At 34.4% G+C, this 21352-nt stretch carries 21 protein-coding genes; 13 read left to right on the top strand and 8 right to left on the bottom strand.

Annotated elements, in window-relative coordinates:
• Positions 1-364: 364 nt before the first annotated feature.
• The 4 genes from coaBC to ACP6PM_RS21560 all read right to left on the bottom strand — a co-directional run bounded on the left by coaBC (position 365) and on the right by ACP6PM_RS21560 (position 3345).
• On the bottom strand, positions 365-1591 hold the full coding sequence (coaBC, locus tag ACP6PM_RS21575) for a bifunctional phosphopantothenoylcysteine decarboxylase/phosphopantothenate--cysteine ligase CoaBC (RefSeq protein ID WP_426588247.1): 1227 nt from the start codon (positions 1589-1591) through the stop codon (positions 365-367).
• Between the two features lie 284 nt (positions 1592-1875).
• Positions 1876-2088 carry a protein IsiD gene (gene isiD, locus ACP6PM_RS21570; protein WP_426588245.1) on the bottom strand — a complete coding sequence of 71 codons (213 nt, stop codon included), beginning with the start codon at positions 2086-2088 and terminating at the stop codon, positions 1876-1878.
• Between the two features lie 87 nt (positions 2089-2175).
• Positions 2176-2793 carry an alpha/beta hydrolase gene (locus tag ACP6PM_RS21565; RefSeq protein ID WP_426588243.1) on the bottom strand — a complete coding sequence of 206 codons (618 nt, stop codon included), beginning with the start codon at positions 2791-2793 and terminating at the stop codon, positions 2176-2178.
• A gap of 360 nt (positions 2794-3153) precedes the next feature.
• A complete protein-coding gene (locus ACP6PM_RS21560; RefSeq protein ID WP_426588241.1) occupies positions 3154-3345 on the bottom strand; it encodes a hypothetical protein in 192 nt (63 codons plus the stop codon).
• Between the two features lie 318 nt (positions 3346-3663).
• Here ACP6PM_RS21560 and ACP6PM_RS21555 point away from each other — a divergent pair, with 318 nt between their 5' ends.
• From ACP6PM_RS21555 to ACP6PM_RS21535, 5 genes are all read left to right on the top strand, one after another.
• A complete protein-coding gene (locus tag ACP6PM_RS21555) occupies positions 3664-4014 on the top strand; it encodes a sigma-70 RNA polymerase sigma factor region 4 domain-containing protein (protein ID WP_426588239.1) in 351 nt (116 codons plus the stop codon).
• Positions 4015-4038: 24 nt separating this feature from the next.
• Positions 4039-4257, top strand: coding sequence for a sigma factor-like helix-turn-helix DNA-binding protein (locus ACP6PM_RS21550; protein WP_426588253.1), 219 nt, complete (start codon positions 4039-4041; stop codon positions 4255-4257).
• A gap of 105 nt (positions 4258-4362) precedes the next feature.
• A complete protein-coding gene (locus tag ACP6PM_RS21545; protein WP_426588237.1) occupies positions 4363-4599 on the top strand; it encodes a hypothetical protein in 237 nt (78 codons plus the stop codon).
• A gap of 73 nt (positions 4600-4672) precedes the next feature.
• Positions 4673-4873 (top strand): hypothetical protein, encoded by a 201-nt coding sequence (locus tag ACP6PM_RS21540; protein ID WP_426588235.1) that lies wholly within the window; start codon positions 4673-4675, stop codon positions 4871-4873.
• Between the two features lie 338 nt (positions 4874-5211).
• The gene (locus tag ACP6PM_RS21535) at positions 5212-6177 is read left to right on the top strand and encodes a glutathione S-transferase family protein (RefSeq protein ID WP_426588233.1); all 966 of its coding nucleotides are present in this window, start codon (positions 5212-5214) and stop codon (positions 6175-6177) included.
• 557 nt (positions 6178-6734) lie between these two features.
• Here the strand turns inward: ACP6PM_RS21535 and ACP6PM_RS21530 are convergent.
• A complete protein-coding gene (locus ACP6PM_RS21530) occupies positions 6735-8753 on the bottom strand; it encodes a hypothetical protein (RefSeq protein ID WP_426588231.1) in 2019 nt (672 codons plus the stop codon).
• Positions 8750-10450, bottom strand: coding sequence for a hypothetical protein (locus ACP6PM_RS21525; protein ID WP_426588229.1), 1701 nt, complete (start codon positions 10448-10450; stop codon positions 8750-8752). The genes ACP6PM_RS21530 and ACP6PM_RS21525 overlap by 4 nt, the downstream gene beginning before the upstream one ends.
• A gap of 873 nt (positions 10451-11323) precedes the next feature.
• Between ACP6PM_RS21525 and ACP6PM_RS21520 the strand changes: the two genes are divergently transcribed.
• The 3 genes from ACP6PM_RS21520 to cobT all read left to right on the top strand — a co-directional run bounded on the left by ACP6PM_RS21520 (position 11324) and on the right by cobT (position 14388).
• Positions 11324-12028 carry a Crp/Fnr family transcriptional regulator gene (locus ACP6PM_RS21520; RefSeq protein WP_293094092.1) on the top strand — a complete coding sequence of 235 codons (705 nt, stop codon included), beginning with the start codon at positions 11324-11326 and terminating at the stop codon, positions 12026-12028.
• Positions 12029-12199: 171 nt separating this feature from the next.
• Positions 12200-12859, top strand: coding sequence for a DUF2232 domain-containing protein (locus tag ACP6PM_RS21515; protein ID WP_426588227.1), 660 nt, complete (start codon positions 12200-12202; stop codon positions 12857-12859).
• A 422-nt stretch (positions 12860-13281) separates the two neighbouring features.
• Positions 13282-14388, top strand: a complete 1107-nt coding sequence (gene cobT, locus ACP6PM_RS21510) for a nicotinate mononucleotide-dependent phosphoribosyltransferase CobT (protein WP_426588225.1) — start codon at positions 13282-13284, stop codon at positions 14386-14388.
• 156 nt (positions 14389-14544) lie between these two features.
• Here the strand turns inward: cobT and ACP6PM_RS21505 are convergent, their stop codons facing one another.
• Positions 14545-14973, bottom strand: coding sequence for a hypothetical protein (locus ACP6PM_RS21505; RefSeq protein ID WP_426588223.1), 429 nt, complete (start codon positions 14971-14973; stop codon positions 14545-14547).
• Positions 14974-15687: 714 nt separating this feature from the next.
• On the opposite strand from ACP6PM_RS21505, the gene lgt reads away from it, so the two are divergent.
• From lgt to ACP6PM_RS21490, 3 genes are all read left to right on the top strand, one after another.
• Positions 15688-16554 (top strand): prolipoprotein diacylglyceryl transferase, encoded by an 867-nt coding sequence (gene lgt, locus ACP6PM_RS21500; RefSeq protein WP_426588221.1) that lies wholly within the window; start codon positions 15688-15690, stop codon positions 16552-16554.
• A gap of 429 nt (positions 16555-16983) precedes the next feature.
• Positions 16984-17763 carry a precorrin-4 C(11)-methyltransferase gene (gene cobM, locus ACP6PM_RS21495; RefSeq protein WP_426588219.1) on the top strand — a complete coding sequence of 260 codons (780 nt, stop codon included), beginning with the start codon at positions 16984-16986 and terminating at the stop codon, positions 17761-17763.
• A 178-nt stretch (positions 17764-17941) separates the two neighbouring features.
• The gene (locus ACP6PM_RS21490; RefSeq protein WP_426588251.1) at positions 17942-18235 is read left to right on the top strand and encodes a type II toxin-antitoxin system PemK/MazF family toxin; all 294 of its coding nucleotides are present in this window, start codon (positions 17942-17944) and stop codon (positions 18233-18235) included.
• A 159-nt stretch (positions 18236-18394) separates the two neighbouring features.
• Here ACP6PM_RS21490 and ACP6PM_RS21485 read toward each other — a convergent pair whose 3' ends face one another.
• Positions 18395-19012 (bottom strand): hypothetical protein, encoded by a 618-nt coding sequence (locus ACP6PM_RS21485; RefSeq protein WP_426588217.1) that lies wholly within the window; start codon positions 19010-19012, stop codon positions 18395-18397.
• 438 nt (positions 19013-19450) lie between these two features.
• On the opposite strand from ACP6PM_RS21485, the gene ACP6PM_RS21480 reads away from it, so the two are divergent.
• Positions 19451-20440, top strand: coding sequence for a hypothetical protein (locus ACP6PM_RS21480; RefSeq protein ID WP_426588215.1), 990 nt, complete (start codon positions 19451-19453; stop codon positions 20438-20440).
• Positions 20441-20510: 70 nt separating this feature from the next.
• Entirely contained in the window at positions 20511-20864 is a 354-nt protein-coding gene (locus ACP6PM_RS21475) for a hypothetical protein (protein ID WP_426588213.1), read from the top strand.
• The last annotated feature ends 488 nt before the right edge of the window (positions 20865-21352 follow it).

The raw sequence follows: 21352 nt of genomic DNA, 5'->3' as shown, positions 1-21352 counted from the left end.
TTGGTCTTGGCAGTTATAATCATTCCCTACCCCATCATATTGAGTGGATACGTTTCATAAGTGTTTCTACGGTATGCAATTAACAAATTTATTTATGATCCTATTCCACCCCCCTCCCTAGTGTCAAGAGCATTTCGCCAACTTCATCAAATCTTCATACAGTGTAAATTCCTAGATCAGACTTCATCAAATCTTCATACTATTACAACATTTTAGAAATTGCGATAATTTAGCGAACTAAAATATGCCACGTTGATGAGGTAGGGGCGGGCTCCACACCAAATTTATCGGGATAAACGTTAAATTAAATAAACCCACCCCCTGGTGATATCATACACCATCAAAGCGGGGGGGTTTAGAGAAATCAATCAGTTATCACAAGATTTTTGGTGAAACCCGCCCCTACAAAAAAATCACACAAATGATGCGCCATCTCTAATTTACTACAAGAGGGAATATCTAACCGACGCCCTTCCGCATCCAGAAAAATTCCCTGATTTGTATTACTGCCAAAACCCGCACCTTCCCGATCGATAGGGTTAGCAACAATAGCATCTAAATTTTTCACCCGCAACTTCTCCAAAGCAGGCGCAACAATATCTCCAGTTTGTGCTGCAAAACCAATTAAATATTGGTGAGGCTGCTTTAATTTTCCCAACTCTGCCACAATATCCGGTACTGGTGTCAAAGGTAATGAATTTGGTAGCGATCGCTTGGGTAATTTCTCACTACTATATTCAGCAGGTTTTACATCTGCTACCGCAGCAGTCATTACAATTATATCTGCTTCTGCAAAATTAGCTAACATTGCTTGCTGCATCTGAGCAGCACTCACTACTTCTATAATTTTTACCCCTGACAAGTGCAACTCTCCCAAAATACTATGCACGAAAGTTACATTTGCTCCCCGATGGAATGCCGCCTGAGCTAAAGCTATTCCCATCTTACCTGTAGAAGGATTACCAATAAATCTCACAGGGTCTAAATGTTCCCGCGTTCCTCCTGCACTAATTAATATTTTCTTACCTGCTAAATCTCTTTTACCTGCTGTGTATAATAAAGATTTTATATTTGTCACTATTTCCCTCGGTTCGGCCATTCGACCTTGACCAATGCGATCGCAAGCTAAAATTCCAGCACCAGGGTACATACCATAATATCGTTTTTCTGTCAATATTTGTTGCCAATTTCGTTGTACCGCTGTTTGTTCCCACATATCAGTATTCATCGCCGGGGCTAATAAAATGGGGCAACTAGAAGCCAAAATGGTGTTGGTCAGCAAATTATCTGCAAAACCATAGACTAATTTTGCTAAAGTATTTGCTGTGAGGGGAGCAATAACTATTATTTCTGCCCACTCTCCCAACTGAATATGCAGCGGACGTCCGTGAGAAGGTTGCCAAAAATCTTGGTCTGTATAAGCGGGATAACGACAGAGAGTAGATAAAGTTAGAGGTGTAATAAATTGTTGAGCAGCATCGGTTAAAATTGCTCTAACTTCAACTCCAGATTTTACTAAAGTAGAAACTACTTCACAAACTTTATAAGCTGCAATACCACCACAAATACCAATTAAAACTTTTCTACTCATAATATTTTAAAGAGGGAGCAGGGAGTAGGGAGTAGGGAGTAAAAATTGCTATTATATATCTCCATAAAATAGGGAATAGGGGGAAATAATTGATAATTTATGAATAAGAATTGATTTTTTATTTTTGGAGATGTCTATTAGATATCTCACAAAACAGACATCTAAAAATTATAAAAACCCACTTTCTGACCAAATAATAAGGAGTGTTATTTATTATCTCAAAAAATCAACACTCCCAAATAAAAAAAATATTAAATTACTAACTGCAAATTCCCCATATTTTTTTAAGCCTCATCACAAGGCTCTAGATCCAATAAATGGATATAAGGTTCAATTAACTCTGGACGTTGAAAGGCGATCGCTCGTAGCATGTGCCAATCATTTAACCCGTCAAAAGGATTTTTATAGTCATCTTCCTCCAGACGAAAAGCCAACTTAGCTACATCATCTGTAGTGAAATTAGAAATTTCCTGTAAGGAACGGGTTACAGTTTGCATCAAAACCAACCTCCCTGAAATGGCATCTGCTGAAAGATTAATTAAAATAGAGTACTATTAAAATCTCTATTTAATATAATAGTCTTTCTAGACTTTTGCTATAACATCTATAACAAAACTTCGCATTAATTTCAAAATTTCCGGGCGAATTTCATGCCCGATATCAAATTCTTGATACTGTATATTTGCCCCTAAATTTGTGAAAGAATCACGAGATTGTCTGCCTTGTTGAATAGGTACAACTGGGTCTCCTGTACCATGTACAATCAAAACGGGAGGTAATTTTTCTACAGATGGTTGAAGTGGAGAATGTAAATAGCCACTTAAAATAATTAAGCCTGCTAATGGTAAAGTTACTCCTACATCCATAGCCATTGCCCCACCCTGAGAAAAACCACATAGAATAGTTTTGGATAAAGGTATCCCTGTTTTACTTTCCAAAGAAACCAGCCAATCAATCAACATTTGCCGACTTTCCACTAAACCTTGGTATTCTTGATTGGACAAATCGTACCACATTTTTCCTCCAGGAACTTCAGGATGAGGTAGTGGAGCGTCTGGGAATTCAAACCAATAATCAGGGAGATTTAACTCTTGTACAAAAGGTGTTAAATCATTACAGTTAGCTCCCCAGCCATGCAAAGCAACAAACAAAGAATTAGGTTCTAATTTAGGTGAAACGGGAATTGAATTTAATTTTGTCATTACTTCAAAAACTATTTAAAAAGCTAGTATGACTATACTTCATAAACCACAGAATGCGCTGTTGTGGGATTTTGTCTTGGAGAGTTGATGGTGGAGCCAATGGTATGATTACTATTCAATACAATTTAGTTTGAAAATTGGTATCACTAATATCCAACCCAAGTCAGCAAGGAAATATTCAACAAACTGTAAATAATATAAAGTTAAGCTAATTTGGCTTGAACAGGAAGGACTTACGCCAAGGGATAATTGTGTGGCAAAAACTAAAATAATCACCAAATACAAACTATATATAGCGTGAATGCGTAAGTCCTATTGAAAAAGATACCAAATGGTTGCTATACAGGACTACCAATAATTTTACTTATCCTGTTCCCCTTCAGATTTAGATTTAGGAATAGTTAGGCCAATATAACCACCGACTCCGACCTGAGCCAGATCGACAAAGGAAGAACGATAGTCTTTATCGATAATAGCTAGGATTAACGTACCTCCAACTAAAGTGCTGGCGACACCAGCTAAAACAAAGTCTCTAATTTTTGTATTGTTCATATTGTTTTGTGATTACCTTCTAAATAATTTGAAGAGATAAAAGATATCTCCCGAACTCCCGCTAACCTGTGGGAGTTTTCTATTTTTTTGTGCTGATACGAAGGGTTAAGTGACATTCAAATTTTTTTTCCTAAATATGTCACACTTCCAAAAACTTTTCACAATATTGTAGGTGAAAAAGATAAGTGATCCGGTGCATCCAAAGTCTTCAATTGTTTAAGTGAGCTAAAACAATTTCACCTAGTGAAGAAAAGAACCAAAAACTAAAAAATCTCAAAACAAGGAGGTGAGGTTTCATGTCACCATAGGAGTTAAAAGATGCAACTACGACCCGATGCAAAAAAGTCATTTGACTTAGCAATTCAAGGTCTATTACAACCAAACAAAATAAACAATCCTCAAGATCGGGAATCTTTAATTGTTTTGGCTCACTATATCAAGCGTAGTCTTAAACAGTTTCATCTAGAACAGGTCGATTTCTATGATGTAGTTTCCGAAGTATATCTAAGAGGAACTAACAAAATAAACTTTGGAGAAAATATCAAAAACCCTGGAGCTTGGATTCGAGTGACTTCGTACAATGTTATTCGGGAGATGAGCCGACAACAACAAAAAGAGCAAGCAGACTCCGAATTTATAGAGCGCCAAGTTTCTTCTAAAAGCTGCTAAGAAAATAACGAAGTACAACTAGCTATCTTAAAGCAATCACTTGAAAATCTAAGTGAAAAAGATCGTCATATTTTAGAGCTAAGATTCTTTCAAAATTTGTCTTGGAAAGAAATTGTAGATACTTTAGCTTCTACAGGAGAAATCTTAACTGAAGCTAATGCTAGACAAAGAGGAAGTCGAGCTTTGAAAAAGCTTAAAAAAGACTTTTTCTCTTCTGTTAAATCTAATAAGTTGTCAGCTTAGAATTTAATGTTCTTTTGAATGTAGAATGAAGGGGTTTCTCACTCCTTCTTGCTCTATTATCCAGGTGATTGAAATTGACTCCAATCACAACTTAAGCTCAAAATCATGCATCAAACTCTATACCAATTCAATCAGAATTTATCTTTATTAGCAGAAGAGTATTGTCGTTTAATATCTCTTTCAACACTTTCTGAAGATGAGGCGGATCGTATGGCAGAAATATTAGATATTGCTAGTAAAGATGAATCTCTAAATTGCCTAATAGAAGAAATTGAGATGAATGATTACGAAAATCAAGGGCTTCAAAACTTATTTCAAACCATTTCAGAAGATATCAAATGACATCATTCTTCTCTGAAGTTTATGCAAGAATACACCTGTTTCACCGGTATCTTTATCTTGGCTGAATATGTCTATGAACAGAAAAGAATACACCTGTTTCACCGAGCTATTTATCTTAGCTGAATATGTCTATAAAGACAATGGTAATAACGTTGATAATGAAAATGCCCTAACTTTTGAAGATAATTACCCTTGTAGTTATGAAGGTTGTAAAGATGGTAATTTTTTCCTTAAAATTCTCAAATATAAGAAAATACGATCGCCTCCTAACTAAATTTGTTTTGGTTCATCTCTCAAAGACTTCAAGTTAATTTCTTCTAATATCTAATCAGGACTTATGCAGGTACGCTACGTATAGCGTACCTTTCTAGTTTCTAATTTCATAAATTAATATAGTTATTAAACATCTCTAATAATTTACTGGACGTTCCTATTAAAACGCCAAATTTTTCATCTGGAAAGAGCTTGAGGTCAAAGCAACTTCAATACCTGGACTTTCGGAAAAAAATGAAGTAAATTAGAATGCTATACACGCTTATTGTCGCTTAATATGACGCTTCATATCAGTTTTATAGATCAGTATGTCAATATCAAACACTTATTATCAAAAAAATGGTTAACAAACGCAAATCACTTCCACCTTCTCTAACAATTAAATTAGGAAAATGGGTTTGGACAACACTCTGGCAAATAATGATGTCAAGACTTGCTCCTAGAAATAATTCAGGAGAATACATTCGTCCAGCTAGTCTATTTAGAGAAACAGTAGGTATACAAACAGAAAATAAATATCAACCAGCTACCAAACGCTACCGTCTATTTGTTGGACTAGGTTGTCCTTGGGCACATCGAACTCTTGTTGTTAGAGCGCTGAAAGGTTTGGAAGATGCTATATCAGTAACTATTGCTTCTCCAGCAGGGGATAAAGGTATTTGGGTATTTGAAGATGAACAAGAAGGATGTGGTACTTTACCAGAATTATATAAGTTAGCACAGCCTGGTTACAATGGGCGTGCCACTGTACCTGTATTGTGGGATGACCAGACAAAAACTATTGTTAATAATGAAAGTGCAGATATTATTGTTATTCTCAATGCTGAATTTAATCAGTTTGCTAAAAATCCCGATCTAGACCTTTATCCAGAACAATTAAAAGCAAAAATAGACGAGTGGAATGAAAAGATTTACCACACAGTAAATAATGGAGTTTATCGTTGTGGGTTTGCTCAAAGTCAGGAGGCTTATGAAAAAGCTTGTCGGGAATTATTTACTACTTTAGATGAAATTGACAATACACTTTCTAAAAGTCGATATCTTTGTGGGGAGTTAGTAACATTAGCAGATGTACGTTTATTTACTACTTTATTCCGCTTTGATATTGTTTATTATGGGTTATTTAAGTGTAACTTACGGAGAATTAAAGATTATAAATATTTGAGTGTTTATCTACAAGATTTATATCAACTTCCAGGAATAGCAGATACTTGTAATTTAGAGGCAGTGAAAAAGGATTATTATGGTAATCTTTTTCCTCTTAACCCTGGTGGAATTATTCCTTTGGGTCCAGAAGCAGTATGAAGTTAGAAGTCATATTTCATCTGAGTTAGGTACACTACTAGCGAGCAAGATGCTCGCACTTTATTAGGTTTTCAGCTAATTATTATTGTTATCAAACAAGGCAGTCGGAGCATCTGGCTCCCGTACCCAGGATAATTTGTTCTTGTCTACTCTACCATTACTATTTCAGCAATTAATACCAATTTCATAAAATATTGCTACAGTGGGTTTGTTCTTAGAAGTCAGAAGTCAGGAGTCAGGAGTCAAGAGGTAATAATTTATAATATTTATTTTTTCTGAGAGTAAAACTGTTCCATGATTGACTAAAAATAGTCTTAATAACTATAATAAATTGTTTTTATAAAGGGATAATTTGATTATTCTCCCCGACTTCGCCAGCAAATCTACTAACAGTTTTGTCATCATTTTACTGTAACTATCTATGCATGAATTTGATATAACAATTATAGCGGTTTTCACAAAGGTAGACTACAGAAAAAATATAAGTATGTTTGAAGTTCAATAATTACAAACCTAATAGCTGTATTCTATGTTAATTAAAACCGCTATAAAAATCATTAATTATTAATTATTAAAGGTTCCTCTAGTTTTTGCCCACTGCCAGCTACTAGCTTAGTTAAATATTCTCGTACATATTCTGCTTGTTCATCATTCAATTCATATCTATTACTATCAGTTTCCCGATAAAAAAGAGGTTTTTCTTTTAAATTTTGATAATCATTATTTTGTTGAGAAACTTCACTTAATAGAATTAAATCTTCGTGAGAAGGGATTAAACCAGGAGGTAATTTTCCTGCTAAAATAGTCTGGATTTTTTCTTGGCAAACACGAGTATTTATGCCTCGTTTCTCTAATAATTGAAAAATTTCTTTGACAGATAAAGGGTAATCTGAAAAAACTTGTAGTATCTCCCAAAGTAGAAAATAATCATTGTATTGTTGCTGAGGTATATTTACTATTTGTGGATAGAGAGGTAAGATAGCTAAACCATAAGCAACTCGACCAATGGTTACTTTAATATCTTCTATCTGAGATAAACAATTATCCGATCGCTGCTCATTTTCTTGCCCTAACTCTACATTTTCTGACTCAACTTTTGCATCTTGTACAATAATTGCGTTAGGTAATTTTTGACGTAACCATTGAGCGAGCGCCCTCCAACAACCACTACCTCCTGTACAAATAGCACGGTTAATTCCTACAGGAGATATTCCTACCTTACTCAAAAAATTATTCAACTCCTGATTTAATTGTTTTACAAAAGGCTCCAATACCTTAGTTTCTAAATCTTTTTGTTGTAAATACTTGATATTATCTCCTATATTCAAAGTAAATTCTTTTTCCGATGGCAGAATTACCTTTAAATTACGAGCTGTTACTAATAATTCTTGTCTATAGGATGAACTTTGTAACCACTGCTGTAGTTGATACCTGATTGACAAATCTGGATAACCTGGGCGAGGCCATAATTGACCAGATTTTTCCCGATCTTTTTGATTCTTGCCTAAACTCCCTACATCATCATCTTTTAGTAACAGTTGACAAATAATATCTTGATCTAAAGCATGACCTCCATAAGCAAAACTATGACAATGGAAGTGAGAGTATGTTAAATTTTGCCCATTTTCCGGTAAATTCACCAAGGCCAATTCTGTTGTACTTGCCCCCACATTCACAATTAAAATTCCACCCCGTCTAAACTCTGAGATGGCATAATTTTCTGTATTTTCTGTTACTGAAGTTAATTCTGATAAAGCCGTGGCGATCGCATCCTCAATCACAACTACTTGATTGACATTTTTAACCAGACCTGCTTCTAAAACTGCCTCCCGAAGATTAAAGCGATAAGCTTCTGGCCAACTTGCGGGAGAACCCATAATTACAGATTCTAATTGTGCCAAAGCTGAGACAAAAGTTTCATGTTCTAATCCCACTGCACCACAAACATAGTTATTGGTAATAACTGCTGTTTGAGTGTCTTTCTCAATCAGAGAAATAGAGTTTTGGACATTACCTTGAGGTTGAATAGTCTTCAATAAAGTTACTAACCCCTGTTTAACTAAGCTTAGAGGAATTTGATGTTTTTCAGACCATTGCAAAACTGGTTCGTGGGAAGTTGTAGCAGAAAAATTAGGAGCTAGGAGAAAAGACTCTTCTGGTTTCTCTTGTAATTTTTGCTTTTTAAATTTAATTGAAATGTAAGGGATAGTAACTTTTAAACTAGGCTTAAAATCTTCTAGTAATAAAGGTTTTGCTTCAATAGTTTCCTCTTGAGCATTGTCAGATATTTCTGATTTTTGAGCTATATAAACAATTGATGGTAGCCTATAGATTTTTTTGACGGAATTAAAATCTGTTTTAACTGTTTTTGTGGAGAGAGTAAATTCTCGATTAATTTCAGGAATATCTAATTCTGGTTTAGCTCCTACCAGCTCCCAATATATAGGATAAATTTCGCCACTTCTGCGATTCAATAATGCTGCAGAAATACCAGTAGTACCAAAGTCAATTCCTAAATACCATGGTGAAGTTGTTTGATGTGGTGTTGTATCTGGTTCCATTTCTAATGAACTCAATTTTTTTTTTCTAAATTTTGAGGGTCTTCAAGTAGAGTTTCTAGAGCTAAAAATTCCTGATTATCGGTTTCTATTATTTCTTCTTCGTCTGTTGTAGGTGTTAAGCTATCTAAAATATCTTCTAGAATTAGTTCATTGTTTGTATTTTCTGCTGAAGTATAGATATTTTCCTGGTTACTTACCGTTGATTCGTGAGAAATATCATCAATATTCACAAATAAATCCTCTAATTTAGTAACTTTTTCTTCTGAACCAGTAACCAAACTATTATCTATCGAATCATGAGTATTTTCTATTGAATCTACACCCTGGTCTTTTCCTAATTGTAATTGAGTGTGTCCAGGATCGTCTATTAATTCATCGACATCTATTTCCTCTAAACTTTCCAAATCAGAACGTAAATATTCTAGGGTGTTACTACTTAATAATAATTCTTCTGGTTTTTCATCTGGTTTTTCTAAAGGTAAGAGACTTTCAGTTACAGGTGCTTGAATATATGTTTCTTCTTCTGATTCATCTGTGAAGTTATTTATATTTTTTTGAATTTCTTGAGCTTCTCTAGGAGCAATTAACTTTTTAGTTTCTACTTCATTAACCTCTAGCTTTCCAAATAGATTACTAAGAGATTCAAGTATTTCTGTATTGTCTAAATTTTCTCTATTTTCTGATGCGTCTAATTTTAATTCTGGAGTTAGTAGTCCTCCATCTTTGATTGAGACAGCTTGATTTTGATAGTTTTGTCCTTCTTGATAATTCTCTTCAAAACTAGGAGGTGCTAGTTGAGCTAAAATTTCATTTTCCTGGTTGTTACTTTTAACTGTTTCTAAATCTTGCTTTTCATCAATACTATATTGATTTTCGCGAGAATATTCTTGATTATTTGACTTATCTAGTTGGATATTTTTTTTTTCTGTTTCTGTTATTTTTGATTCTGGTTCTAGTCTTTTCACAAACTCATAACCTGGGTAAGGCAATACTACTTTATTTATCGGATTATTTAATTCATCTATTTCAGGAGATAGTTTTTTCATTTGAATATTTTCAGTAGCAATATTAGCTTCTACATAATCTTCTTCATTTAGCTTTTTTGGCTCACTATAATTACTATTTGAATCATCAACAAATGAGTTTTCAAAGTTAGAAAATTCCTCTACTTTATCCTCTGAAATTTTCATAACCGCAGAAGTTTCAATATCCTTAACAGTCTGTTGGTAAAGATTTTTGCTAGAGTCTAAAGCATTCTGACTAGGAGATAGATGTTGAGTTGCTAACTCAGACAAATGTTCCACCAATGTTTCTTTAACTGGGCCAAGTAAAGCTTGAGAAAACTCAGAAATAATTTGCTCCTGTTTAGCGTATTGTTGAGCTAGGGCATAATTTTCTTGTCTTTGCTGTTCAAGTTGCCTAATTTCTTCTCGCAGAGCTTGTCGTTGTTGTTTAAGTATTGTGAAATCTTCTTGTAAATACTGATTAATAGGGGCAAAAAACTCTTCTATTTGTTGTGGATGTTGCTTGAGCTGAAGGTCAATAGTATCTTCTGGAGTTAAAGATGGGTCAACAGATAGTAACTGTAGATTCCGAGTTTGATCTACATCCTGAGTCAGATAATCCAGCATTTCCTGTAGTATTTTTTGGGTTTTTCTCAGTGTTTCTGCGAGAATTTGAGGAGAACTTTGGCTGCTAGACTGATTTAGCACCTCATCTATCTCCCTGATTATTGCTTGGATTCTGTTATTCTGCTTCTTCAAGAGTACCACCTCTTTCAATCACCTTCAGTAAGAATTATAGAACTTCTAAGAGTATAATCCAGTCAAATTTCTCCTTTCTTTTTCCTACTTGATCTGGAAGTTTGAGATAAATTTAACTATTAATAGTGAGTTATTTGATTCTGTGTATTGTTAAAATGTTTAGATTTAGGTGACAATAACACGGTATTATTCCTGTTATAGCTGAAATTCTATTCCTTATAAGCACCATTACAAAATTGTTTAACTACCCTAATTTGATGTGAGGCATACACTATAAGGGATTCAGTCTGACAAAATGTGTAATTAATTTTGTGAATTTTTTGTACCTGCTTAAGCTAAAGACTTATCATTTAATATCAGTCGGTTTGCTTTACCATCTATATCATTTATAGTCAAGCTTATTGAGAAAATTTATAGTATGATATACTCTACGGCTGTATTTAGCTAAAAAATGGCCTTGAAAATTGTTTTTAGTTATAGATTTGCCCAGTATTGCTAGTCATACACAGCCATTGCTAAAGCAAAAATCTACAATTATTTATTGTTATACCAATTCACTTTAAAGATGTCACAAATAGTTTCAAACTTTAAATGTCAAATAATTGCCTCAAACTGTTGTCTTGTAAAAGTTTTTAGCCTATCCAATCTAACTTCTCAATTCTGAATTCTGAATTCTGAATTCCGTGAAACGGTATTACTCTATGGCTTTAAGATTCTTGAAAATAGCCAATTTTCTAGCAAAATATATTGATTTTCATTATTAATTTATAATTTACCTCTGGGCTAAATCTCCTGCCCTAAATTAATGGAACAGATAACCTCATGGAAGATAGGCACAGTCGCGACCCCCAGTCAAATATTAAGCAATTAATGCTGTCCACCCCATTTTTTGAGGGCTTACCAGAAGAGGCATTAGAAAAAGCAGTGATTCATGTAGTCAGCCGTCAACATCCACCCAATCAGGTAATCTTACTGGAAAATGATTGGGGGACTTCAGTATACTTCATTTTAGATGGGTGGGTAAAGATTCGCACCTATAATTTAGATGGTAAAGAAGTAACACTGAATATTTTGGGCAAAGGAGAATTATTTGGAGAGATGGCAGCTCTAGATGAAGTGCCTCGCTCTACTGATGTAATTACTTTAGCTCCTACTTTAATTGGTAATATGCCAGCTCAGGATTTTGCCCATCTCATTAATACCGAACCCATAGCAGGAATCCGATTAGCACAATTAATGGCCAGACGCTTACGACAAGTGAATCGACGACTTAGATTAAGAGAAGCAGATGCTCAGGCAAGGGTCGCAGATATTTTGCTCTTTCTAGCAGAAGGCCAAGGTACACATTCCCAACAAGGAACAGAAATTCCTAATTTGCCTCACAGAGAGCTAAGTAGTTTGAGTGGTTTAGCCAGAGAAACAGTAACTAGAGTCTTAAGTAAATTAGAGAAAAAGTTATTAATTAAGCGCGATCGCGATACTTTATGTATTCCTGACCTACACGCTTTGGAACGTACACTTGTTTAAAATTAGGAGTCAGTCCTCAGTCCTCAGGAGTCAGAATTAATGACTTAAATACAATTTTTTAGGAATGAAATTTCCTGGTTTGAACAAGAATAATCAGGGTAATAAATCCGGTTTCTTGTTTAGGTGCGTAACTCCTGTAAAAGTTAAAAACCAAAAATCAAAACCAAGTCTGTGAAAACAATTTCAGATCAAAAACAACCATCGACCCACAGAGAAGATAAACCTTTAGTTCTAGTAGAAACAGCTTTTCTGGCCAGTACCGCCAGCTTGATTTGGTTCATCAACTATTATTTTCCGATGGGGCCTTTATTAAAGGTTTTTTTCCCCATACCAATTGCTTTACTTTATTTACGCTGGGGAAACCGTGCATCTTGGATGGGTGCAACAGTATCAGGATTACTTTTATCTGTGCTTATGGGGCCAACTCGCAGCATTTTATTTGTAATTCCTTTTGCTTTGATGGGAGTAATGTTAGGAGCGGTGTGGAAAAGAGGCGGAAATTGGTTAATTTCTATTGGTTTAGGTTCTCTACTTGGCTCTATTGGTTTCTTTTTTCGACTTTGGTTACTTTCGATTTTGTTAGGGCAAGACCTCTGGATATACTTAACTACACAAGTTACGGAATTAGTAGAATGGGGATTTGTCAAATTAGGATTATTGGCTCAACCAAGTTTGCTATTAATTCAACTGATGGCTTTAATCATGGTTCTTGTGAATAATATTATCTATTTATTTGTTGTCCATTTGGTGGCTTTATTGTTACTAGACCGGATCGGAAACTCTATTCCCAGACCTCCTAAATGGGTACAAATTTTGCTGGATTATGATTAGTTAGGGAGTAGGGGAGTAGGGGAGTAGGGGAGTAGGAGAAATGGTTAGAGAGGATTTTGAAAAAGTACCTTTTGATAATTGATATAGCAATCAGGAATGATTTTGATAGAATTTAAGAACAACAGGACTTACGCAAAGGTACTATATGTAGAGTTCAAAAACTATAACGTTATAGTTTTTTGCGCTACATACATGGTCTCTGCGTAAGTCCTAAACAATTAAGATAAATCAAAATCTATCTTTAGACCTTTCCAGAAAAGAGGGAACACTTAACTGGGAACAGAGAGAAGTAATTGATAATTTATGGATAAGAATTGATTTTATTTTTGATTTTCACCAGATGTCTTTTTTATATTCTGACTCCTGACTCCTGACTCCTAATTACAACTGAGATATGATTACTATAACTGATAATTGAATTAATGATTCGTGTTTATACCCAGATACAAGAGGGAAAAAATTGGCTGCAAAAGTATCAAGGTTCTCAACCAATTTTTGCCTGTATTTTAGGATTTACAGATACAGGTCTAATTCCAGGAATTTCTGCGGCAGGAGCAACACCACAAGACCGCCAATATACTTGTTTAGCAGATGTGGAATTTCTATATAATGGTCTACAACCACAACCCCAATATCCATTACCACCCCTCGACGCTGGTGCTTCCCCAGTTTTAATCACAAAAGCAATTATTGATTCTCTAAATATTCCTCTTCATCTATTTAATGCTGGTTTAACCCATAAACCAACTGTACCAACAATTGATTTGGGAGGTGCTCCTGCTCGTTGTTTAACTTCTGGTCATGCTTTAGATATGGCAAAAGTTCAACATTTACTGAAAACAGGTAGTTATTGGGGTCGGAAGTTAGCTGATGAAGCAAAAGATAGCTATGTAATTTTAGGAGAATGTGTAGTTGGAGGAACAACTACCGCTTTAGCAGTTTTATTAGGTTTGGGTATTGCTGCTATTGGTAAGGTAAATAGCAGTCATCCTCAATGTAATCATGGTCAAAAGTTAGCTGTGGTACGTCAGGGTTTGGAGGTTGCTGGTTTTAATTCGGGGTTTCCAGTGTCGCAACCTCTAAAACTAATCGCTGCAGTGGGAGACCCGATGCAAATAGTAGTAGCAGCAATGGCAATGGTAGCAAGTCTTAAGGTGGGGGTAATGTTGGCTGGTGGAACGCAAATGCTGGCTGTTTATGCTTTGATGCAAGCATTGGCAGAAAAGTTGCCTTTAGCTTGGAGACCTGAGAATATTGTGGTAGGAACAACTCGCTGGGTTGCTGAAGATTCGACTGGAGATACTATTGGGTTAGCACGAGAAATTGGTTGTGTACCTTTGATGGCGACACAATTTAGTTTTTCTGAGTCTTGTTATCCTCAACTACAAGCTTATGAAAGGGGATATGTTAAGGAAGGAGTTGGTTGTGGGGGCTGTGCGATCGCTGCTCATTTATATAGAGATTGGAATCAAACTCAATTGCTGAAAGCTGTTGAAGATTTGTTTGCGCCTTTGATATTTCTTGAATAAACAATTAGCAATATAATATTAATCTACTATATTCTTTGAATGTTCTAATATTGAGGGTTAAGGGCATTTTTTCAAATCTATTTAAAATCAAAATATATGACGCTAGTTTAGCGTAAAAGTCATTTTTAGCCCTCTTTTATACCCTATCTGTAATCTCTAAGATTTAATTCTTTTTGAGAGTAATTGTTCTTCTAAAGCAGCAATTCGATTATAAGCTGCTGTTAACTGAGCTGTTAGCCGTTGAATTTGAATTTCTGATGTTAATTCGCTATCAATATTTTGACTACTCTTATTTAAATGATTATCATCTACTAGCACATCCTTGTGTTCTAATTCTGGGTCGAAAAAATTATATTTTTCTTTAAGTTCATTTGCCTGTTGCAGATTAGAATCAGTTTCTATAGCTTGATATTTATTTGCTTTCTCAACAATTATGTAATTTGATACCTTGTCATTGAGTTGCTCAATAATGGCGTGTATTACTTCAACTTTTTTAGTCAAAGCAATAATTTGTTCTTGCAATAGTTCCATATATTTCTTCACTACCGGAAAATTAAATTTACATTCTTCAATCTTAATCAACATATAGACATATTGGTTATTATTTCTAATTTCTTAATTTTATAATAAGAATTGATTTCTAAAAAAAAGATTAAATCTTGAGATTGCTAAATATTATGTCAAACTGAAAAAAACAAAAGGTATTCTCTACGGTTGTAGTGGAAATTAGTGCTGTAAAATTTATTTCAAATAACTTGATTCACACTGAAAAAACTCTGAGACAATTTTGGGTAGATGTGTAAAGTACTGTAAATACACTAAACACTTCTGTGGTAAAGTAATTAAGTAATTAGGATTATTTTTACATTGATTAACACAGAGCTATTGATATATGTCCGATTACTTATCAGAAAGATAAACTAATATTATTGTTGATAAATAATTATAAAGTTGAGGATTAAATAAGTTATTTTTTAGATACTATGCCCAGGTATAATACATTTTAGTATGTGGCTATTTCATACAAATTTTTATACTTTTGACTGGGAAGGAATATTGATAGTAGTTTTGATGCTAGATTAATGACCAAGAAATGAGGTCTCAAGCCTCCCCTTTCAAGGGAATAAAAAGCGGTCGTTTAGCTAGCGCACAACTAAGTTTTTCATGTCGCGCAGCCAAACGGCTATCGCCGATTTGAATTGGGGAGCTTGGAGTAGGATGGGATGGCGAGGTTTCCCGAAGAATGGAGAGCCGCTCCGACCTGGGAGGCTAACTAATAACTGATAGCTGATAACTGAAATGACAGTAGAAATGACCTTATTACCTTTAGGCTTTCAATTTACTTCTCCTGGCCCAATTATTTTCGATTTGGGGCCTTTGGCAATCCGTTGGTATGGACTTTTAATTGCAACTGCAGTATTAATCGGAGTTACTCTTTCCCAATACTTAGCTAAACTTCGTCATGTTAACCCTGATTTGTTGGGGGATCTAGTAGTTTGGTTAGTATTAGCTGCAATTCCTGGAGCGCGTTTATACTATGTTTTGTTTGAGTGGGAACAATATCAACAAAATCCTATAGATATGATCGCCATTTGGAAAGGAGGAATTGCGATTCATGGGGCGATTATTGGTGGGGCGATCGCTGCTTTGATTTTTGCCAGACTCAATAAAATCTCCTTCTGGCAGTTGGCAGATTTAGTCGCTCCTTCTTTAATTTTAGGACAAGTAATCGGTCGGTGGGGTAATTTTTTCAATTCTGAGGCTTTTGGCAGTCCTACTGATTTACCCTGGAAGTTGTATATTCCTCCAGAAAATCGTCCGCTGGAATTAGTAAATTTTGATTACTTCCATCCTACTTTTCTATATGAGTCTTTATGGAATTTGATGGTATTTGGATTATTAATATTTCTTTTTTTTAGAGATTTGCGGGGTAGACCTCGACTTAGAGTAGGAAGTTTGTTTCTGGTTTATATGGCTGCTTATAGTAGTGGAAGGATTTGGATTGAGGGATTACGGACTGATAGTTTAATGTTAGGGCCATTACGCATTGCCCAGTTCGTAAGTTTAGCTGGTATTTTGTTGGGGTTAATAGGTTTAGCATGGTTATATTTATTGAAGCGACCTTTGCCAGATGTTTTCCCTTCAGAAGTGAAAGAAACAAACTAAACTATAGACTCTAAAAAATGAAAAAAACCCTAGGCATAAAGTCTAGGGCTAAACCAGGGTGCATCTACCATTTTATTTATCTGAATATAGATACTCATATCCGGAAACAAAAGAAAGTCAAAAGTCAAAAGTCAGAAAAAAAGGATTTCAGCAAAGAAATTGTTGAATAGTTTGTAAGTTTATAGACAAATATTTATCTATAAACTCACTTTTCCGGGTGTTATCCTGAGTGGGATTACTCCCTCTATATTCGATGAGCATAAGCAATTGGAACTGCCTTTCGTATGGGTATTGTAACTGCCGTTGAGGTCAGCATTGATTAACAAGCCATTTTTTAATTTGTATAAACCTATGCATGATTCTTTTGCATGAGTAACTTTTGCCTTGTGCGTAGCGCTACACCACTACAAATTTTTTGATTAATTGAAAATGAAAAATACCGAAAGTCTTACACCAGCAGTTTACATTGTAGGAGCAGGTCCAGGAGACCCCGAACTATTGACGCTGAAGGCTGACAAAATCTTATCTACAGCAGATGTAATTTTATATGCAGATTCTTTAGTACCCAAGCAAATGTTAAGGAATGTGCGTCCTGATGCTGAGGTTATTGGAACCGCTAATAAAACTCTAGAAGAAATCTTACCTCTAATGATTGACCGAGTGAGAAAAGGTTTTTCTGTGGTGCGCCTTCATTCTGGAGACCCTAGTTTGTATGGGGCGGTTTATGAGCAAATGCAACTTTTAGCTGAAGCAGGAATTGATTTTGAAATTGTGCCGGGAATTAGTGCGTTTCAGGATGCAGCAGCTAAGTTAAAAGTGGAGTTGACTGTGCCTGGGTTGGTACAGACGATTATTTTAACGAGAATTAGTGGGAAAGCAACGGGGGTTCCTTCACGAGAAGAGTTGGGGAGTTTAGCAGCTCATGGGGCGAGTTTATGTTTGTATCTGAGCGCCCGTTATGTTTGGGAAGCACAAGAAAAGTTGATGGAACATTATTCAGCTCAGATACCTGTGGCGATATGTTATCGGTTGGGATGGCCTGATGAGGGAATTTGGGTTGTACCTTTGGAGAAAATGGCTGTTGTAACTGAGGAGAAAGAGTTAGTTAGAACAATGCTTTATGTGATTAGTCCGGTTTTGGAAAAGGTGGAAAAAGTCGGGCGTTCTGGTCTTTATAATCCTGAACATACTCATTTATTCAGAAGTTAGAATTTAGGAGGAAAGAAATCGGCTCAGATACCTGTGGCGATATGTTATCGGTTAAAATACTTGAAGAATATAAGAGATAAAATCATATTTAACTAATGGCAAATTATCCAGATATCCAAATATAAATAGGTTTAATTGAGCGAGAATTTATAATTACTGAAATGGATGGAATTGATTAATTATCACTATTCAAAGAGGAGGTATTTATTTTGTAAATCTTAATCCTGTCAAAGCCAGAGAACAATCTGGTGTTAGACCTGTTTTTGTTTTATCTATTGATACTATTAATAAATTACCTTTAGTTGTAACGGTATTTGTAGGAACAAAAAGCGAAAGTATTCAACGGAATTTTCCGACTAATGTTAGAGTTTCATCCGATGAAAATAGATTACCTTTAGAAACAGTTTTTCTTTGTTTTCAAATTCGTTCTTTAGATGCAAGAACTTTAGATGCAAGAAGGAGAAGCACTTAGTTATAAGAACGCTTTATGTGATTAGTGCTGGTTTGGAGAATCTGGAAAAAGTCGGGCGTTCTGGTCTTTATAATCCTGAACATAATCATTTATTCAGAACTCAGAATTTAGGAGGCAAGAAAGGAGAAGAGTAGAGATGATTTTTATAATTAAAATATTTTAATTTTCTACTCCTTCCAAAATACCGACTAAAACTTCACCTAAATCTTTGAGATCGTCTGGTATTTTAAATAAATTAATATCTTGTGTGATTTGTTTGTCGTTTTTATTTAATTTACCAAAACGCCAGACATCTCCCATTGTTACTGCGCCATAGAAAATGTTATTTTGTTTTACTTCAGCTAATGCAATTAACTCTACAGCTAACTGAGTAAAACCTCTGGTTAAATCGTGATTTTTTGCCTCAATAACTAATAAATAATTTGTAGAAAGTAATAAATAATCTAAACTACCTTTTAACCAATCATTGACTTTTAAAGGATATTCAATTCTTAACTGACAATGACAAAAATGAACAATTTCCAATAAAATTGGAGAGACTAAAATTTCTCGTCTAGTAGTTTCATTACTTAAATTCACAAAAGGTAAAATATCCTCTAGTTTATTCTGTATGTCTGATAAATTTTCTAATGCTTTTGTTGTCTTTGGCAAAGATAAACAAGATTTCACTAATGAATAATTTAACTCTGCTAGAATTTCATCTGCTTCATAAGGCAACTCAAAATAAGACTGAAAAGTATAAGATTTATCCTCCTGTAATATTTTTATTTTAGGCATCGTGATACTCCATTAACATTTTTTTGAAAACATTTATCATGCCTGGAATTATACTAATTTTTTTGTTTGTAGTAGGGCTTTAGCCCGAAGATATTTCAAGGGCTAAAGCCCTACTAAGATCTGCTTTTACTAAAAAAAATATTACAAAGTTTAATCAACTAAGAGTAAAAATTAGCTGATTTATTTTATAATGAAAGAAATTGAAACAGCAGTACGCTATTGTTTAGGACTATAAATCAAGTGAAATTGCAATCCCTAGAGCTGCTACCCGGAAGTTAAAATTCAAAAATTAAAAGTATTGATTAGTCTTGCTTTGGATAAAGCAGAAAAAGTAGGGCGTTATGATATTTACAATCCGGAACATACTCGTTTATTTCGAGGGAAGTAATATGTAGAAGTTAGAAGTTAGAAGTTAGAAGGGAATAAATGAAATATCAAATGAGAAATTATAGTCAGTTAGCGGATCTAGAAGCACTTTTACTAGAAATTCAAGATGATAATATTCGTGCTTATGCAGGTGAAGCTATTGCCTCTTATTCTGCTGGAGCTTATCGTTCTGCTATTGTTTCAATTTGGATTGCTATTGTATATGATTTGTACCAAAAATTTCGGATTCTTTCTGAGACTTATCACGATAAAGCAGCAAAACAAAATATAGAAGAGATAGATAAAATTAGAAATAATCCTGATAAAAAGCAAGTGGCAAGTTGGGAAAGAGAAATTTTAAAGAATGCTCGTGATAAAGTTCAAATTATTACTAATTTAGAGTATGAACATTTAGATAGAATTCAACAAGATAGACATCGTTGTGCCCATCCTGTTTTAGATTCTGAAGGATTTCTATTTCAACCAACTCCTGAATTAGCTCGGACACATATTAGAACTGCAATAGAAGTTTTACTTAGTCAACCTCCTATTATTGGAAAAGCTGCGGGGGAAGCTCTAGAAAGAGATGTGGAAGGTTTGTATTTTCCTGACGATATAGAAGGAGTGAGAAATTTTTTAAGTGGTAGACATTTCTTAGTAAGTTCCGAAAAATATTTGGTTAATCTTATTGTGCTTTCTCTGAAAAAAGTTCTCTTTCTAGATATTCCTTCTAATGAGCAAAGGATAATAAAAAATTATCTATTGGTTATAGAGTGTTTAGTGAAAGATTACAGAAATATTTTTGAATCTTTGGCAAGGGAAAAACTTATAAATATTCTAGGCAAAACTATTGATAATAAGTTATTAAGTTTAGCAGTTCTTTTTAGAATAGACGATAGGTTCTGGAATGACTGCCCTGAAAATATAATAGAAAAATTTAAGTCTTTCTTAAAAGCAGAGAAAACAGAAGTTTATCAAGTTTATGGAGTTTTCTTGCTTCATTTATTACCAGATATTAAAAATGACATTATAACTACTTATAAAAAACATTATCAATGTTAACGAGCAAAATCATTCAATTTTTATTAGAGAATTAAAGAAAGCAAAATCTAAGAGAAAAGAAAGTGCTATTTTGGCCAAGGAAATCGTCAAAATAAATATAGACATATTTATTGATTCTGGCTCTTATCAATCTGGCAGAGAAAATGCAGAAAAACATATTAGACCTATTATTCAAATTATGACAGATGAGGATATTAAATACTTACTTGAGCAGATACTCGAAGAGCAAGGAAAAAGATGTCAGCTTATAGACTGTCAATTTGTATTGAAAGAGTTATTTCAAGAAACTATAAATACCTATCCTCATACTTTGTCTCTTTGGAAAAATTTCTATGAATCCTTAGATTGGCTTAGAAAAGAAGAATTAAAACAAATGATTGATAATTTTCCAGAGTTAAAACAGTTAAAAACAGAACCTTTCTAGAAAGCAGAGAGCGATTTAGAAATATCTAGCTACTTAATAGGATTTTATAAATAAATTTTGATATATTCCCCAGGTACTTACCTCTGGGGATTTTTAATTTGAAAAATGATTATTGGTTTTGCACTTTTTAAGTTTCCAATGATTAGCATAAGCAAAAATTCCTATTAATCAATTTGGCATCTTTTACATTGATTTTCCTTTCTGTAACATTCGCGCTCGCTATAAGTTTCATGTCGGCGACCGCCGAAAAGCGGAACGGAGTTCAATCGCTGAAAAATTATATTATCTCTAGTTTAAAGTTGAATAAAAAGTCATGTATATAGGCAAGTTATCCCTTACGGTTTTTATAGTATCAAAATTTTTGTCAGGATGCAACCGAAAATTCTTTGGCGCGCGATTTTTTGGAGCTTCACAAAATGAAAATGTTTGTGATTTTCCATTGAGTAAAAATTCCTATTGCCATATACGCAATAAAAGTTTTTACCTAC

The organism is Dapis brunnea BLCC-M229, assembly GCF_050015995.1.
Lineage (GTDB): Bacteria > Cyanobacteriota > Cyanobacteriia > Cyanobacteriales > Microcoleaceae > Trichodesmium.
The sequence above is the reverse complement of the archived record's forward strand: the minus strand, read 5'-3'. Positions and strand labels throughout refer to the sequence as shown.